Here is a 17,078-nt window from a genome sequence, read left to right as displayed (position 1 = left end):
GCCGACGGGCCGACGAGCCGACGGGCCGACGGGCCGACGGGCCGACGGGCCGACCGCACGGCAACGACAGCGCGAACGGCGCCGAAGGGGAAGGAGCGGTGACGTACGGCATGAGCAGCCACACCCTGCCGCCACAGCCGGACATCCAGCTGCATGTCGGCCTCGACGGTGACCTGCGCCCGCACCGCAGCGCGAAGATCGAGGCACATCTGCAGGTCGACGTGGCCGCCGCCAGCGCTCCCGTCGACCTGCCCGCGGTCGAACTCGCCGTGATCATCGCGGTGGACGTCGCCGAGGCCAACCGGCCGGCCGTCCGGCACGCCCTGCCGGCCGCACTGCGCGCGCTGCCCGACGGCATCTCCTTCACCGTGCTCGGCAGCGGCCCCGAGCCGGTGCGGTGCTATCCGCGGGGCGATGCCGAGTGGGCCGTCGCCGACCACGCCCAGAAGCGCCGCGCCGTCTTCGCCGCGGGCCCGCTCCCGCTGCACCGGGACGGTCCGCGGCCCGCCGGGTACGCCGTCTGGGCGGCCAGGTCACGCGCCCTGCTCACCGGCCGCCCGCTGTCCGTACGCCATCTGGTGCTGATCACCGACGGCAGCAGCGCCCAGGGCGAGACCCGTCTCGAGGAGGAACTGGAGGCCTGCGCCGGGCAGTTCACCTGCGATGTGTTCGCCGTGGGCGCGGACTGGAACCCCGACCCGCTGCTGGCCCTCGCCGAACGGCTGCACGGCACCGCCGAGTTCGTGGACGAAGGGCTCGGCGCGGCTATCACCGGCGCCATCGAGCGGCTGCGCCGGGTGCACACTCCGCACCTGCCGATCGAGGTGACCGTGCGGCCCTCCGTGCGCCAGGTCTCGCTCAGCGAGAAGGCGCCCCGGCCGCGCCGCCTGGGCGGGCTGCTCCAGTCCGACCGGCCGCGCTGCTGGAGCTTCCCGACCTACCAGTGGCAGGAGCAGGGCAGGCGGGACTACCTGCTCACTCTTGTCGCCGACGCCGACGCCGACCCGCTGGAGACCGACCTGCAGTTCGCCATGGTCTCCATCGGCGATGTCCATGCCTCGGTCACCGCCCGCTGGCACCGCCCCGGGCCGCCCCCGGCCCACGCCTCGGCGGGCGCCGACAGCGTGCGTGCCCTGACCGACACCGCCGTCATGCGCAGTGCCCTGCGCCAAGGACTCGAGGCTCTCCAAAAGGGCCGACGGGAGGTCGCCGAACGCTACTTGGGGCAGGCCGCAAGCCTGGCGGTGCAGCACAACGCGGGGTGGGTGCTCGATGAGATCCGCGCGGTCGCCGACATCGAGGACGCTGCCGCGGGACGGGTCCGGCTGCGCACCCCCGTCGACGCCGGCGCCCTCGGCCCGAGGATCCTGCGCGCCGGGTCCTATCCCGGCGGAACCCTGATCGACACCGTCGTTGTGCGCCCCGGTCCGCGGTGCAGACACTGCTCCAACCCGGCCGGGAGCGAGGCCCGCTACTGCATCAGGTGCGGGAAGGAGCTGCTGTGACGAGCGGACGCACCGCCTCCCTGCCCGGATACTCCCCTGCCGCCTTCTGGCGGGGATGCCTGAGCCGCTGGCGGACCCGCCGGCTGCTGGAGGTGCACCTCCTGGCCCTGACGATGTGCGCGCTGGTGGCGGTGGGCGCCCTGCTGCTCTCCTACCACCAGACCCAGCGCGGTGCCGAGGCGCTCTCGTCCCGGGAGGCGCCGGCCGTACAGGGGCTCGCCGCGGCCCGGCTCGCAGTGCTGCGTGCCGACTGGGAGACCCAGGTCCTGCTGCACAAGGATCTCATCCACGTCGCGGGCTCGGGCGAGACCTACCGGTCCCAGCTCTCCGCCGCCGACCAGGGCCTGTCCCGGATCGCGGACCGGACGAACCAGGACCTCGGCACCGTCAACGGTCTGCTCGCCACCTACAGCAACTCGCTCAACCTCGGCACGTCCATGTACCGGGACCAGCCCCTCATGCAGGAGCAGAAACTCAAAGAGGCGCACTCGCTGCTCACCCGCCCGGGCGTGGGACTCGTGCCCCGGCTGAACCAACTGCAGCAGGCCCAGATGAAGCATGCCGAAGCCACCGCCGCCATGGGGTGGTTGCAGCGCAGCGGCTGGTGGATCGCCGAACTCGCCCTGGCAGCCCTGGCGTTGGCCCTGCTCTCTGCGCTGTTCGTGCTGCGCGACCGCTGCGGCCGCGACTGGAATCCGTACCTGCTCGCAGGCTTCGTCCTCACCGTGCTGCTCGCGGTCTTCCCGCTGCTGACGACGTCCTCCACCGAGGACGACCTCGACAGCGCGTTCAGGGACCTGCAGACGATCACCAAGGCCTCCCATCACGGCTGCTGCAGCGGGGGGCTGGACGGTGCGCAGCAGCAGGTCTCGGAGAAGTCCGAGGACGTCCGGCGGGAACTGGCCGACGACACCTGGACCGACAGGGTGTACCGGGGCACCTTGATCGGCGGCCTGCTGGTCGTCCTCCTGCCCGCGGCGGGGCTCGTGCTCCGGCTCGACAGCGACTACTGGAGGCGACGGTGACCCGGCGGTTCAAGGTGCTGGTGTTCGTCGTGGTACTGCTGCTGACCGCTGCCACCGGCATCGTGGTGGTGTGGGCGGAACGGGACGACCAGCAGCCGGTGACCATCCTCGGGACGTGGACCGGCACCCAGGAAAAGCAGTTCAAGGAGGTGCTGCAGGGCTTCGGAATCCCCTTCCGCTACCAGGGCACCGCAGCCCAACGCGAGGTGCTGCTCTCCAAGGTGCAGTCGGGGGAACCCCCGGACATCGTGATCATGCCGGGTATCGGCGAACTCGCCGAATACGCGGGCCAGAAGCGCCTCAAGCGACTGAACGACCTCTACGACCCCCACCAGTACGGCTCCCCCTGGAATGCGGCGAGCGCGGTCTCCCCGAACGTGTACTGGGTCCCGGTCAAGGCGGACCTGAAGAGCATCGTCTGGTACCGCCAGGGCCACAGGCCCGCCGACTCACCGGCGCGACTGCAGAGTTGGTGCATCGGCATGGGTGACGACGGCGCCTCCGGCTGGCCCGGCACCGACTGGATCGAGGACCTGGTGCTGCAGCACGCGGGCCCGGACATCTACGGAAAGTGGGCGCTGGGCAGGAAACCGGGCAAGGACAGGAAAACGACGTGGTGGACCAGCGCTCCGGTGCGCAACGCCTGGCAGGCATGGGCCGCTCTGCTCCAGCAGAACAAGGCGGCGGCCGCGCACGCCCTGCTCACCGATCACCGCGGCGCCCCGGGCAGCCCCGGGCTGCTGTTCGGCGGCTGGCGCGGATGCACCCTGGAGCACCAGGGCTCCTTCGCCCGCTCCTTCTACGGAGAGGCCGACTCGAAGCAGGCAGAGCTGATGGACTCCGCTCCGCTGCTGCCCGGAGGCCCGGGCCCGGTCCGGGCCCACGAGGTGACCGGTGACTTCGCCGCGCTGTTCAGCGACCGCCGCCCGGCCAAAGACCTGATCGAACGGCTGGCCTCCAAGGAGGGCCAGCAGAAATGGGCCGAGCTGGCGCACGTCTTCTCGGCGAACCGCCAGGTGAAACCAGAGGGCGGCCCGGTCGAAGGCGACATCGCCGAACGGCTGACCGGTGACGGCCCGCGCTGCCTGGACGCCTCGGACGTCATGGCACCCGCCGTGCGGGACGCCTTCTACGAGGCCGTCCTGCTGACCATCGCAAGGGCCGCCACCGGACAGGACCTCGACATCGGGGCTCTCCTCGACGACGTGCAGGCGGTGCAGAACGCACAACCCGGCAGAACCGCGGCACCGAAAACGGTCTGCAGCGCGCAGTGAGCGCGCCCGAATCCTGTGCACGCTCCCACACTCTCGTGCCTTCTCATCCGGCTTGCGCTTTGCATTGCCCATGACAATGGGCTCCTCTACTGTGCACGTTCTCAGCAGATGCATCGCGTCAACTCAACGCCGGGTCAAAGGGGATCGGGATGTCCGTGCACGGCTCCAGGCGCACCATGAAGGTCGCCGCCCTGCTCGCCGTGGCCGCCGCGCTGCCGGCGGCCATGCTCACCACGCCGACGAGCGCCGCCGCCGCGGGCTCGCTCAGCATGCTCGGCGCCGACGTCTCGACGGCACAGCGGGCACTCGACCTGGGCGCCAAGTACTACGACGCGAACGGCAACGCCAAGGACCCGCTCGACATCCTCAAGGGCGCCGGCGTGAACTACGTCCGCCTGCGGATCTGGAACAACCCGGCCAGCGGCTACAACAACAAGGCCAAGGTCCTGGCGTACGCGAAGACGGTCAAGGCGAAGGGCCTCAAGCTGCTGGTCGACTTCCACTACTCGGACACCTGGGCGGATCCCGGCAAGCAGTACAAGCCCGCGGCCTGGTCCGGCCACGGCATCAACCAGTTGCAGACGGACGTCTACAACTACACCTACGACGTCTGCAACAGCCTCAAGGCCCAGGGCACCACTCCGGACAGCGTGCAGATCGGCAACGAGATCAATGTCGGCATGCTGTGGGACGACGGCAAGGTGATCAACAACGACTTCACCAACCTCGGCCTGCTCCTCAAGTCCGGCTACAACGCGACCAAGGCATGCAACAGCGGCACCAAGGTGGTCATTCACACCGCGGACGCGGACAGCGACGCGCACGCCCGCTGGTTCTACGACGGCATCAAGGCCAAGGGCGTCAACTGGGACGTCACCGGGCTGTCCTACTACTGCATGTGGCACGGCACGCTGGCCAACATGGGCAGCGTCGTGTCCGACATGAAGTCCCGGTACGGCAAGGACGTGATCATCGCCGAGACGGCGTACCCGTTCACCACGGGGAACGCGGACGGCACAGCCAACTCGGTCACCTCCGGCTGCTCGGGCTACCCGCTCACCTGGCAGGGCCAGGCGGACAACTTCACCGCCGTGCAGAACACGGCCCGCAGCGCCGGCGCGATCGGCGTCTTCTACTGGGAGCCGACCTGGTACGCGGTCCCCGGCAACGGATGGGATCCCGCCGACATCAACAACAGCGGAGACGGCTGGGACAACATGGCCACCTTCAACTGGACCGGCCAGGTGAACCCGAACATCAAGTGGACGCCGTGACGAGTCTGCTCCCCTACCGCGCGAGTCCGGCCTGGTCGCAGGCGCGCCGGACCTCGCGGGTGCAGATCTCGCCGATGGTGTACACGCCGTCCTTGACGAGCGTCTGCTCGATGTTGCGGGCCGTCACGGCTCTCGGGGTGAGCAGCACGGAGGGGATACGGCTGGTGGTGGGGCTGTCGGTGGTGGTCGTGGCGACGTTGCGCAGATCGTCGCCACGCCCCAGCGCCACGGCCATGGCGGCGGCCGCGTCCGCCTCCGCCCGGAACGGTTTGTACACCGTCATGTACTGCTCGCCCCGGATGATGCGCCGTACGGCGTCGAGGTCGGCGTCCTGACCGGTGACCGGAGGAAGTCGCCGGACACCGGCGCGCTTGAGAGCGGAGATGGCGCCCGCGGCTATCGCGTCGTTGGCCGCCAGAACCCCGCCGATCCGGTCCGGGCCCAGGGCCGCGATGGCGGCGGACATCTGGGCGTTGGCGTCGCCCGTGCTCCAGCCCTGGGTGTCGTACGACCTGCCGATCGTGACCCTGCCCGCCAGGACGGACAGCGCGCCCTTTCTGAACCAGGCCGCGTTGGGGCTGATCGGATCGCCGTTCAGCATGACGACCAGCCTGCTGTTCGCCTTCTCGCCCATGGCCTTCAGGAGCGCCTCGCCCTGGAGCCTGCCGACCTGCGCCCCGTCGAAGGTGACATAGCCCGAGACCGGGCCCTGCGCGAGCCGGTCGTAGGCGACGACCGGTACTCCCGCCCGGTGGGCCTCGACGATGGAGGAACGCAGCGCCCTCGCGTCGGCGGCGTCGAGGATCAGGACCCTCACCCCCTTGGTGATCATGGTGGTCAGCTGTTGCCGCTGTCTGTCCGCGTCGTTTCGGCGTTGGCGTACTCCATGGCGCAGCGCGGACACAGCTCCTTCAGCCGCTTCTCGATCAGCGGCTTGTCGGAGTGCTCCCAGCGGGGGACCGATCGGCTCGGCAGCAGCAGGCCGACGGTGAAGCTGTCCGGCTGCGACTGGCTGCCGCCTCCGCAGCCGGCCTGGGACAGCGTCATGAGTCCCGCGACGAGGGCGGCGACGACGTGCCACAGGCGGGTACTCACCGCCGACTCCCTTGTTCCGTTGCCGGGTCCGGGGCGGCGGGCAGCGGTGCCCGGTCCGGCAGGACGATCTCGCTCCACACCTGCTTGCCGCCGGCCACCGGCATCGAGCCGAACGACTCCGACATCGCTTCGACCAGGAGCAGGCCCCGGCCGCCGGTCGACTCCCAGTCCACGATCACCGGCTTGGCGGGTGCACGGGGCGAGGAGTCGGTCACACAGACCCGTACCCGGTCACCACGGAGCATGAGGTCGAGGCGGACCGGGCCCTGCGTGTGCACGAGGGCGTTGGTGACCAGTTCGGACACGACCAGCAGTACCGCGTCGCCCACGTCCTCGGCCTTCCACTTTCGCAGTGTGCGGGCGGTGAAGCGGCGGGCGTGCATGACGGCGTCGGGCAACCGCCACACCACCCAGCCGGCCCGGATCGGGCGGGTTCCCATGCCGTCGTAGCGCAGCAGCAGCACCGCCACGTCGTCCTCACGGCGGCCGACGTCGCCGAGCAGTTGGTCGGCCATGCGCCCCAGATCCGCCGGATCAGCCGCGGTGAGCGCCGTGCGGGTCTGACGCATGCCCTCGTCGAGGGGCAGGCCGGCGGCCTCGACCAGGCCGTCGGTGACCAGGGCGAGCACCGTGCCGGGGGCCAGCTCGACCGCGGTCATGGGGAACTCCGCCTCTTCGAGAATGCCCAGCGGGAGGCCGCCCTCGACCTCGATCTCCTCGGTGCTGCCGTCGGGATGGCGCACCAGCGGGGCGAGGTGCCCGGCCCGGACGAAGAGGGTGTTGCCCTGCTCCAGGTCCAGTTCGGCGTAGCAGCAGGTGGCGAAGAGGTCGGTCTCCATGCCGACCAGGAGGCGGTTGGCGTGGGAGACGACCACGTCGGGCGGATGGCCCTCCACCGCGTAGGCCCTGACTGCCGTACGCATCTGGCCCATGATCGTCGCGGCTGCCGCGCTGTGCCCCTGCACGTCGCCGATGACCAGCGCCACCCGGTCCTCGGACAGGGCGATGACGTCGTACCAGTCGCCGCCGACCTGCAGGCCCCGCCTGGCGGGCAGATACCGGGCCACGGCCGTCCCGCCGGGCAGCGTCGGCAGGCGCCGGGGCAGCAGGCTGCGCTGCAGCATCGTGGCGAGTTCCTGCTCGGCGTCGTGCTCGTGCGCCCGTTTGAGGGCCTGTCCGACCAGCGCCGCGGTGGCGGTGAGCAGGGACCGTTCGTCGGGGGCGAACTCGTGCGGCTGGTCCCAGCCGATCATGCAGACGCCGGCGACCCGGCCCCTGGCGGGCAGCGGCAGGACGGCCAGGCCTCCGTTGCCGATGCCCGCGAGATTCGGTTCGAAGGCCGTGCCGGCGGGCCACAGGTCCAACCGTCCGTCACGCAGGGCCAGTTGAAGGGTGGGCAGGGCGCTGACCGGTGCGTCGGGCCACTCCGTACGCCACTCGGCACGCCATCCCTCCGGCCAGGCGGCGGGCTGCGGCGGGTCGAGCACGGTGACCATGAGCCGGTCGCCCTGCAGCTCGGCGAGCGCCACCCGGTCGGCGCCCAGCGGCTCGCGCAGCGCGGTGACCACGACGCGGCTGACGTCACGGACCGTTGTGGCGTCGTCCAGTGCGGCCGTCAGCCACTGGATCCTGGAGACGTCGTCGGGGCCCCGGCGCAGCACCGAGGTCGCCGTCACCACGCCCAGAACCTGCTCCGGCCGCTCTTCGGTGCCCGGCACGACCCGGCAGCTCAGGGCCAGCCAGCGCATCTCCCCCGTGGGGCCGCGGACGCGGAACTCCAGCTCCCGACGGCCGAACGCCTGGGGAGCAGGCTCGAGGACCGACACCAGCGCGTGCATGTCCTCGGGCAGGGCATGGGCGAGCAGCGTGTCCGCCTTGCCGTCGAAGTCGGCGGGCGTGATGCCGAGGAGTTCGAGCAGGGTGTCGTCCGCCTCGATCAGGCCGGTGTCCGGCACCAGTACGAACGAGCCGACGTGCAGGCTCCGCAGGGCGGGACCCAGCAGCGGCGAGGGCGGGGACCGGCCGGCAGCGGCCAGCAGAAGGCCGGCGACGGCGTCGGCGTACCGCTCCAGGAAGCGGCGCTGTTCGTCCTCGAAGCCGTCCGCGGAAGCCCCCACGACGACGAGGCAGCCGAGCCGGCTGCCGTCCGCCTCGAGCGGCAGGGCACCGAGCGACGCCTCCGTGTGCGGCGGTGTCGGCGCGCCCTCGGGGAAGGCTGCCAGCTGTGCGGGGTTGAGCCACAGCGCCCGGTCGGTGCGGAAGGCGTGCACCGCGGGTGAGCCTCCGGACAGGGGCAGACGCTCGGGCAGCCGGTAGTCGGAAACGGCCCCGCGGGCCGTCTCCGCCAGTCGAAGCTCTTCCTTGTCGCCGGCGGGCACATAGACGGCGGCCATGGCCGCTCCGGCGAAGGTCAGAGCGCGACCGCCCGCTGCCGCCTCCGGCACCGCGGGCAACCCACCCGAGACCGCGGCGTCGGCTCCGGATGCCCGTAGCTGAGAGACTCCGGCCCGGGCACGGCCGTCATGAGGCATGTCCGCAACCTACCTCCCGTCCGTGCCGCGGATGCGGCTGAGATCGGGCACCCCCTCAACAGAATCGTATATAAGGGCAAACCGCCACTGCATTCGCAGATCGTCGTAGCCGGTGCCACACTGACGGCATGGTCGTCTTGCCGCTCACGTGAGAGGGCCAGGTGTCGCCGCGTGCGGGCAGCGACCAGTGTTTTTCTGGATCTCCATGCCGGCGTGACCACCCGACCCGCGCACGGAGGGAGGTCTCGCTCATGAAGGCCTGCATACGGGGCGCGGCCCTCGCCATGACCGCGGTCTCGACGGCCGTTGCCCTGTCGGCCTGCGGGTCGGACGCCGGAAACGACTCCGGCGGGGGGAACTCACCGAAGATCGCCCTGCTGCTGCCGGATGCCACCACGGCCCGCTGGGAGACACAGGACAGGCCCCTGCTCGAGAAGAAGATCATGAAGCTGTGCGGCCGCTGCACGATCGAGCACGCCAACGCCAAGGGCGATGTGGCGATCCAGCAGGAACAGATGGACTCCATGATCACCAAGGGTGTCGATGCCATCGTGCTCGTGGCGGTGGACGGCAGATCGCTCGGCGCCTCGGTCAGGAAGGCGGCTCAGGCGGGCATCCCGGTGATCGCCTACGACCGCCTCTCCCAGGGCCCGATCTCGGGGTACGCCTCCTTCGACGGCGAGGAGGTCGGCAGGCTCCAGGGCAGGGCGCTGCTGAAGGCCATGGGCACCGGCGGGCACACCCACCAGATCGTCATGATGAACGGCGATCCCAGCGACCCCAACACGGCGTCGTTCAAGAAGGGTGCGCTGTCCGTGCTGACGGGGCGAGTGAAGATCGGCAAGGCGTACGACACGCTGCAGTGGCGGCCGGAGATCGCGAACACGAACATGTCCGGTGCCCTCGCCGCCCTCGGCGTCGGCAATATCCAGGGGGTCTACGCCGCCAACGACGGCCTCGCCGCCGGCAGCATCTCCGCCCTCAAGGCGAACAAGGTCGCCCCGCTGCCCCCGGTCACCGGGCAGGACGCCGAACTCGGCGCCGTGCAGCGCATCGTCGCCGGCGATCAGTACATGACCGTCTACAAGCCCTTCGGCCCGGAGGCCTCCGCCGGCGCCGCCATGGCCGTGGCCGCGGCGCGTCGGAGCGCCCTCGAGCGGGTCGCCAAGGACAAGGTGAGGACCAGCGGCGGGAAGACCGTTCCGGCCGTCCTGCTCACCCCCGTGTCCGTGACCGCCGCCAACATCAAGGAAACCTTGGTGAACGACGGCTTCTACACCGTCCAGCAGATCTGCATCCCCCGACTCGAGGCCGCCTGCAGCAGGTCCGGACTGACCTGACGAACCGGCTTCGACCGATCCCGAGCCCCCGGGAAGGAGATGATCTCCGTGCCGGATTCCCCCTTGCTGGCGCTGCGCGGCGTGTGCAAACGCTTCGGCGCCGTCGAGGTCCTCAAAGACATCGAGCTGGAGATCCACGCCGGCCAGGTCGTCGCCCTGCTCGGCGACAACGGGGCCGGCAAGTCCACCCTCGTCAAAGTGATCTCCGGCGTCGCCCCCGCGGACAAGGGCGTCATCGAGTGGGAGGGCCGGACGGTGCACATCAGGCGCCCGCACGACGCCCGGGACCTCGGCATCGCCACCGTCTACCAGGACCTCTCGCTGTGCGGGAACCTCGACGTCGTCGGCAATCTCTTCCTCGGCCGGGAGATCCGCAGGTTCGGCTTCCTCGACGAGATGGAGATGGAGGCCCGCACCATCGAACTGCTCAAACGCCTCACCAGGACCATCCCCGAGCTGCGCGCCCCGGTGGTCTCCCTGTCCAGCGGCCAGCGCCAGGCGGTCGCCATCGCACGTTCGCTCCTCGGCGACCCCCGGGTCCTCCTGCTCGACGAACCGACCGCGGCGCTGGGCTTCGAGCAGACCACCGAGGTCCTGGACCTTGTCGACGCGCTGCGCGAGCGCGGCATGGGAGTGCTGCTGATCAGCCACAACATGGGGGACGTCAAAGCACTCGCGGACCGGGCCGCCGTGCTGCGGCTCGGCCGCAACAACGGCTTCTTCAACGTGAACACCGCCTCCCAGGAACAGATCATCTCCTCCATCACCGGCGCCACGGAGAACGTGCCCCGCCGGCCGGCCACCCACGAGGCGGGGTGGTGAAGGGATGCGCCGCATGACGGACAACACGCGCACCGAAGGTGCCGTATCCGCCACCGAGGCCCCCGGGCCGCACCGCCGGCAGGCCGTCGCCCTCGCCCTGAAGGACTGGGCCGGCTCCCTCCGGCGCAGGTTCCGGGCCGGAGAACTGGGCTCGCTCCCCGTCGTCCTCGTCCTCGCCACGGTCTGGATCATCTTCCAGTCCCTCAACGACAACTTCCTCTCGCCCCGGAACCTGTCCAACCTCAGCGTGGACATCGTGGGCACCGGTCTGATCGCGGTCGGCATCGTCTTCGTGCTGCTGCTCGGTGAACTCGACCTGTCGGTCGGCTCGATCAGCGGCTTCGCCGCGGCCATCTTCGCCGTGCTGAACGTGAACAACGGAGTGCCCGAATGGCTCGCCCTCATCCTCGCGGTGCTCGCGGGCACCGCGGCGGGAGCCGTCCAGGGATTCTCCTGCGCCAAGACCCGGGTGCCCGTGTTCGTCGTGACCCTCGCGGGGCTGCTCACCTGGAACGGCCTCATGCTCTACGTCCTCGGCACCAGCGGCACGGTCAACCTCGACGAGAACGGGCTGGTCGCCGAGCTGACCAGCTACTACTTCACCAACGACGCCGTCGCCTACGGCCTGGCGGCGCTCTGCGCGGGCGCCGTCTTCCTGTTGTCGTACCTGGACCGGCGCCGCCGCATGGCCGCCGGCATGCCGCACCGCTCGTTGGGGGACATCGCAGTGCGCACGGGAGGGCTCGCGGTGATCGCGTTCACTTCCGCCTATCTGCTCAACCGCTTCCAGGGCCTGCCGCTCGCCCTCCTGATCTTCCTCGTGGTGGTGGCCGGCCTCGACATCGTCCTGCGCCACACGCACTACGGCCGGCAGGTCTACGCAGTCGGCGGCGGCGTCGAGGCGGCCCGTCGCGCCAGCCTCAATGTGACTGGCATCCAGACCGCGGTGCTCGCGCTCTCCGGGACGATGGCCGCGGTCGGCGGGCTGTTCCTGGCCTCGCGCATCACCTCGGTGAGCCAGAGCTCGGGATCGGGCGTCCTGCTCCTCAATGCCATCGCGGCAGCCGTCATCGGCGGCACCAGCCTGTTCGGAGGACGGGGTACGACCTGGTCCGCAGTGCTCGGCATGCTGGTCATCCAGTCGATCGCCTCCGGCATGGCGATCACGGACACCCCCACAGCCATCCAGTTCGTCATCACGGGCGGGGTGCTCTTCGCCGCGGTGGTCATCGACGCCCTGTCACGGCGCTCGCAGGAGGCACACGGGCGGGCCTGACACATCGGCCTTGTTGTCGATACGTCCTGACAAACTTATTGACATCACCCGTGCGGCGCTCCATAGTACGAGCACCTAGCGCGCGCTAGTAACGCGCTCTAGTCAATCCGGCAGGCGGCCCACACCCACGGCTGCCGCAGACGACACCCCGCCGCACACGGCGCACCCGAGCCGCTCACCCCGCCCCGCCGGACCGGGCGGAGCTCCTTCATCAAGGTTCATCCAGGTCCATCCAGGCCGAAATCCCATTCCCATCCCCCTGACCAGCACAGTGAGGTGCAAGGGACATGCACAGACACCACCGAGCCGCCACTCTGACCGCCACGGTTCTCGTCGGCGCCCTGTTCGCCGCCGGCTGTTCCAGCAGCTCCGGCGGCAAGAAGTCCGAGGAAGGCGACGCGGCGGCCTCCGCAGGCAAGGCCACCACCCCCCGCATGACGGTGGCCATGGTCACCCACGCCTCCCCCGGCGACACCTTCTGGGACCTCATCCGCAAGGGCGCCCAGGCCGCCGCCGCCAAGGACAACATCAAACTCGTCTACTCCTCCGACCCCAACGCCGGCAACCAGGCCAACCTCGTCCAAAACGCCATCGACCAAAACGTCGACGGCATCGCCCTGACCGCCGCCAAACCGCAAGCCATGAAGGACGTCATCAACAAGGCCGACCAGGCGGGCATCCCCGTCGTCGGCTTCAACTCCGGCGTCGGCGACTGGCAGAAACTCGGCATGCTCGAATACTTCGGCCAGGACGAGAACATCGCCGGCCAGGCCTTCGGCCAACGCCTGAACCAACTCGGCGCCAAACACGCCCTGTGCGTCATCCAGGAACAGGGCCAGGTCGCCCTCGAGGCCCGCTGCGCCGGCCTGAAGAAGGGCTTCACCGGCAAGACCGACATCCTCTACGTCAACGGCACCGACATGCCCTCGGTGAAGTCGACGATCACCGCCAAGCTCAAGCAGGACTCCTCCATCGACCAGGTCGTCACCCTCGGCGCCCCCATCGCCCTGACCGCCGTGCAGTCCCTCTCGGACGCCGGCTCCAAGGCCAAGGTCGCCACCTTCGACCTCAACAAGGACCTCGTCTCCGCCATCCAGCAGGGCACCATCGAGTTCGCCGTCGACCAGCAGCCCTACCTCCAGGGCTACCTGGCGGTCGACTCCCTGTGGCTGTACAAGACCAACGGCAACTTCAGCGGCGGCTCCACCGCCCCCGTCCTCACCGGCCCCGCCTTCATCACCAAGGACAACGTCGACGCCGTCGCCAAGTTCGCGGCCAAGGGCACACGGTGATGGGCATGACCCAGCATGCTGAGCCGGCGGTGACCACACCGCCGGCCTCCGGCCCCAAGCAGACCGACGGGCGCACCGCCGAACGCCCCCTGGCGGTAAGGCTGTTGGCCCGCCCCGAGGTGGGCGTCTTCCTCGGCGCCGCAGCCGTGTACGTGTTCTTCTTGATCGCCGCTCCGCCGGTGCGCGACGGCAGCTCGATGGCGACGGTGCTGTACCAGTCGTCGACCATCGGCATCATGACGCTGCCGGTCGCGCTGCTGATGATCGGCGGCGAGTTCGACCTGTCGGCCGGCGTCGCTGTCATCACCTCGGCTCTGACCGCGAGCATGCTGGCCTATCAGCTGAGCATGAATGTCTGGGTCGGTGTGTTCGTGGCCCTGCTGGTGTCGCTGGCCGTCGGCTTCTTCAACGGCTGGATGGTGGTCAAGACCGGACTGCCCAGCTTCCTGGTCACGTTGGGCACCTTCCTGATCCTGCAGGGCGTCAACCTCGCGGTGACCAAGCTGGTCACCGGCAACGTCGCCACCGACGACATCAGCAACATGGACGGCTTCAACCAGGCCAAGAAGGTCTTCGCGTCGTCCTTCGACATCGGCGGCGTCAACGTCAAGATCACCGTCTTCTACTGGCTGGCCTTCGCGGCGATCGCCACCTGGGTGCTGCTGCGCACCAAGTACGGCAACTGGACCTTCGCAGTGGGCGGCAACAAGGACAGCGCCCGGGCCGTCGGTGTGCCGGTCGCCTTCACCAAGATCTCGCTGTTCATGCTGGTCGGCGTGGGTGCCTGGTTCGTGGGCATGCACCAGCTGTTCACCTTCAACACGGTGCAGTCGGGCGAGGGCGTCGGCCAGGAGCTGATCTACATCGCGGCGGCGGTGATCGGCGGCTGTCTGCTGACCGGCGGCTTCGGCTCGGCGATCGGCCCGGTCTTCGGCGCGTTCATGTTCGGCATGGTCAACCAGGGCATCGTGTTCGCCGGCTGGAACCCCGACTGGTTCAAGGCCTTCCTCGGCGTGATGCTCCTCGGCGCCGTGCTCATCAATCTGTGGGTCCGCCAGTCGGCGACCAGGAGGTGACCGACCCCATGACATCCACCAATGGAACCGGCACACACGGCGCCATCCTCGCCGACACCGCCCCCGAAAAGGGCGAAGCGCCGATCGTCGAACTGCGCAACGCGGGCAAGGCCTACGGCAACATCCGCGCCCTGCACGGCGTGAGCCTGCAGGTCCGCCCCAGCCAGGTCACCTGCGTGCTGGGCGACAACGGCGCCGGCAAGTCCACCCTGATCAAAATCATCTCCGGGCTGCACCAGCACACCGAGGGCGAGTTCCTCGTCGACGGCCAGGCAGTGCGCTTCACCACCCCGCGTGACGCCCTCGACAAGGGCATCGCCACCGTCTACCAGGACCTGGCGACCGTCCCGCTGATGCCGGTGTGGCGCAACTTCTTCCTCGGCTCCGAGATGACCAAGGGCCCCTGGCCCGTCCGCCGCCTCGACATCGAGAAGATGAAGAAGACCGCGGACGAGGAACTGCGCAACATGGGCATCGTCCTGGACAACCTCGAACAGCCCATCGGCACCCTGTCGGGCGGCCAGCGCCAGTGCGTGGCCATCGCCCGCGCGGTCTACTTCGGCGCCCGGGTGCTGATCCTCGACGAGCCGACGGCCGCACTGGGCGTCAAGCAGTCGGGGGTCGTGCTGAAGTACATCGCCGCGGCCCGCGACCGCGGCCTGGGCGTCATCTTCATCACCCACAATCCGCACCACGCCTACATGGTCGGCGACCACTTCAGCGTGCTGCGCCTGGGCACCATGGAACTGTCCGCCGAGCGCGCCGACATCACCCTGGAGGAACTGACCAATCACATGGCAGGCGGCGCCGAACTCGCCGCGCTCAAGCACGAGTTGTCACAGGTACGCGGCGTCGACGTCGAGGAACTCCCCGAAGAGGCCGACCTCACCGCACCCGTGCAGAGCGCTGCCGAAGCGGCCTCCTGACCTCGGCGAACGCGGCAGCTACCCGTACCTGTCGCGGGTGTCCACGGGGGCACCTCGCGACAGTGTTCGCGGGCGACCGCTCGTCGGCCGTGACCACCAAGGCCGCTTCGGCATCCCAGTCGCGACTCAGGAGCGGTCACCCCTGACGTGGGTTCGGCTTCAGCACGGCGAACACCGCCTGGCCCGGGTCGACCAGCCAGGCGATCCGTCCGACCTCCGGCACATCCGCGGCAGGCATGAGCACCGACCCGCCGTTCTCCTGCACCTTGGTGACGATGACATCGGCGTCAGCCACGGCGAAGTACGGCACCCAGCGCGTCTCCTCGCCCTCGCCCTGGAGCGGGGCAACACCGCCGAAGGAGCCCTCCTGCTGGTCGCCGTCCTTGATGCTGAGCACCCGATACGTCATGCCAGGCGCCTGCATCTCCTGGGAACGCCAGCCGAACAGCCCGGCATAGAAGCGGATCGCCGCCTCCGGGTCACCGACGTGCAGTTCCACCCAGAGCAGCGTGTTGTCCTCCGACGCCTTCTCCAGGCCCTTCGTCTTCGCCGGCTGCCATACGGCGAACTGGGCACCCTGGGGATCGGTGAACTGACCCATCCAGCCCTCACCCATGACATCCATGGGTTCGGCGCGCACAGCGCCCCCACCGGCAACCACGTCGCGCGCGGTGGCCTGGATGTCGTCGCTCTGGAAGTACGTCGTCCAGGCCGACTTGGCGCCCTCCTCGCTCAGCGGCCCGACGGCGCCGACGGTTTTGCCGTCCTTCTGGAAGAACCCGTACCCGCCGGCGCCGGGTCCGGCGGACACGAACTGCCACCCGAAGACGGCGCCGTAGAAAGCGGCGGCCGCCTCCGTGTCGGGGCTGCCGAGGTCGATCCAGTTGGGCGATCCGGTGCGGAAGTCGGTGCCGAGCATGCATTTCCTCCTACGAAGTCCGGTGTCGAGACTCCGCCACGATGCCGCCCCCATGGACGGGGCCCGGTGCACCGGCCCGGATGCCCAGGGGGTTTCACCCGGGCAGGCGTCCCGAGAACGGCCGGACCCACGCGCAGGGCAGATGTCAGGGGGCGAGCGCCTTGCGCAGGCCGGGCTTCGACGCATCGGCCCACGCGGCCGGCAGTTCCCGTTCGCGCTCTGTGGCCACGGCACCTTCTGCACGGCCTTCACACGCTTGCCGAGCCGCTTCGCGGGCTTGCCGAGCGAGGCACGCGTCGGTTCGGTGGCGTAGCGGGTCTTCTTGGCCGCCTTGCGGGCCTGGTGGAGAGCCGTGTCGCGGTCCGTTCCGGGCGAGAGCTCCAGCGCCTGTGCCACCCGGCAGGCGAACCCGTCGTGCTCCTTGAACATCGTCTTGGCCATCACCTTCTCCGGTGTGCGGGCGGCCTTACGTCGCAGCGGAGGCTGCTCCGTCAGTGCGGCCAGGGAGTTCAGCAAGGCCAGGTAGCGGGATGTGCGCAGGGCATCGAGGGTGCGCTGACGCACCTGGTCGGTGCGGGCGACATTCCACGCCTTCAAGCGGGCGGCGACAGGCTCGAGGACCAGTTCCCCGGGCAAGGCCTCGATGCGTGAACCGAGCCGTTCCATGAGGACCTCCTGGTCGCGCTCCGCGCACGGCTCGCCGCCCGGCTTGCCCTGAGCCTT

Annotated in this window: 12 protein-coding genes and 2 pseudogenes; 10 read left to right on the top strand and 4 right to left on the bottom strand. The window is 69.7% G+C overall.

What is annotated here, in order from left to right; genetic code table 11:
* Positions 1 to 110: 110 nt before the first annotated feature.
* The 4 genes from ACFY10_RS23830 to ACFY10_RS23815 all read left to right on the top strand — a co-directional run bounded on the left by ACFY10_RS23830 (position 111) and on the right by ACFY10_RS23815 (position 5,078).
* Positions 111 to 1,505, top strand: coding sequence for a vWA domain-containing protein (locus tag ACFY10_RS23830; protein ID WP_390667197.1), 1,395 nt, complete (start codon positions 111 to 113; stop codon positions 1,503 to 1,505).
* Positions 1,502 to 2,530, top strand: coding sequence for a hypothetical protein (locus ACFY10_RS23825; protein WP_390667196.1), 1,029 nt, complete (start codon positions 1,502 to 1,504; stop codon positions 2,528 to 2,530). Before ACFY10_RS23830 ends, ACFY10_RS23825 begins: the two co-directional genes overlap by 4 nt.
* On the top strand, positions 2,527 to 3,804 hold the full coding sequence (locus ACFY10_RS23820) for a carbohydrate ABC transporter substrate-binding protein (protein ID WP_390667195.1): 1,278 nt from the start codon (positions 2,527 to 2,529) through the stop codon (positions 3,802 to 3,804). The genes ACFY10_RS23825 and ACFY10_RS23820 overlap by 4 nt, the downstream gene beginning before the upstream one ends.
* Positions 3,805 to 3,953: 149 nt before the next feature.
* A complete protein-coding gene (locus ACFY10_RS23815) occupies positions 3,954 to 5,078 on the top strand; it encodes an arabinogalactan endo-beta-1,4-galactanase (RefSeq protein ID WP_390667194.1) in 1,125 nt (374 codons plus the stop codon).
* A gap of 13 nt (positions 5,079 to 5,091) precedes the next feature.
* Here the strand turns inward: ACFY10_RS23815 and ACFY10_RS23810 are convergent.
* Positions 5,092 to 6,125, bottom strand: a pseudogene (locus ACFY10_RS23810) (sugar ABC transporter substrate-binding protein).
* Positions 6,126 to 6,169: 44 nt separating this feature from the next.
* Positions 6,170 to 8,704, bottom strand: a complete 2,535-nt coding sequence (locus ACFY10_RS23805; RefSeq protein WP_390667193.1) for a SpoIIE family protein phosphatase — start codon at positions 8,702 to 8,704, stop codon at positions 6,170 to 6,172.
* Between the two features lie 251 nt (positions 8,705 to 8,955).
* Here ACFY10_RS23805 and ACFY10_RS23800 point away from each other — a divergent pair, with 251 nt between their 5' ends.
* From ACFY10_RS23800 to ACFY10_RS23775, 6 genes are all read left to right on the top strand, one after another.
* Positions 8,956 to 10,044 (top strand): substrate-binding domain-containing protein, encoded by a 1,089-nt coding sequence (locus tag ACFY10_RS23800; protein ID WP_390667192.1) that lies wholly within the window; start codon positions 8,956 to 8,958, stop codon positions 10,042 to 10,044.
* A gap of 39 nt (positions 10,045 to 10,083) precedes the next feature.
* Positions 10,084 to 10,866, top strand: a complete 783-nt coding sequence (locus ACFY10_RS23795; RefSeq protein WP_390667191.1) for an ATP-binding cassette domain-containing protein — start codon at positions 10,084 to 10,086, stop codon at positions 10,864 to 10,866.
* 4 nt (positions 10,867 to 10,870) lie between these two features.
* Positions 10,871 to 12,142 (top strand): sugar ABC transporter permease, encoded by a 1,272-nt coding sequence (locus tag ACFY10_RS23790; protein ID WP_390667190.1) that lies wholly within the window; start codon positions 10,871 to 10,873, stop codon positions 12,140 to 12,142.
* A 287-nt stretch (positions 12,143 to 12,429) separates the two neighbouring features.
* Positions 12,430 to 13,434 carry a sugar ABC transporter substrate-binding protein gene (locus ACFY10_RS23785; protein ID WP_390667189.1) on the top strand — a complete coding sequence of 335 codons (1,005 nt, stop codon included), beginning with the start codon at positions 12,430 to 12,432 and terminating at the stop codon, positions 13,432 to 13,434.
* Positions 13,434 to 14,510: an ABC transporter permease gene (locus tag ACFY10_RS23780; RefSeq protein ID WP_390667188.1), complete on the top strand. Its 1,077-nt coding sequence runs from the start codon at positions 13,434 to 13,436 to the stop codon at positions 14,508 to 14,510. Before ACFY10_RS23785 ends, ACFY10_RS23780 begins: the two co-directional genes overlap by 1 nt.
* A gap of 8 nt (positions 14,511 to 14,518) precedes the next feature.
* A complete protein-coding gene (locus tag ACFY10_RS23775; RefSeq protein ID WP_390667187.1) occupies positions 14,519 to 15,436 on the top strand; it encodes an ATP-binding cassette domain-containing protein in 918 nt (305 codons plus the stop codon).
* A gap of 136 nt (positions 15,437 to 15,572) precedes the next feature.
* Here ACFY10_RS23775 and ACFY10_RS23770 read toward each other — a convergent pair whose 3' ends face one another.
* Both ACFY10_RS23770 and ACFY10_RS23765 read right to left on the bottom strand, forming a co-directional pair.
* Positions 15,573 to 16,355, bottom strand: a complete 783-nt coding sequence (locus tag ACFY10_RS23770) for a VOC family protein (protein WP_390667524.1) — start codon at positions 16,353 to 16,355, stop codon at positions 15,573 to 15,575.
* 246 nt (positions 16,356 to 16,601) lie between these two features.
* Positions 16,602 to 17,030: pseudogene (locus ACFY10_RS23765) on the bottom strand (CHAD domain-containing protein); the annotation flags it as partial.
* Between the last annotated feature and the right edge of the window lie 48 nt (positions 17,031 to 17,078).

The sequence above is a fragment of the Streptomyces sp. NPDC001401 genome, from assembly GCF_042895385.1.
Taxonomy (GTDB): Bacteria; Actinomycetota; Actinomycetes; order Streptomycetales; family Streptomycetaceae; genus Streptomyces.
This window is presented reverse-complemented; position numbering and strand designations above follow the sequence as displayed.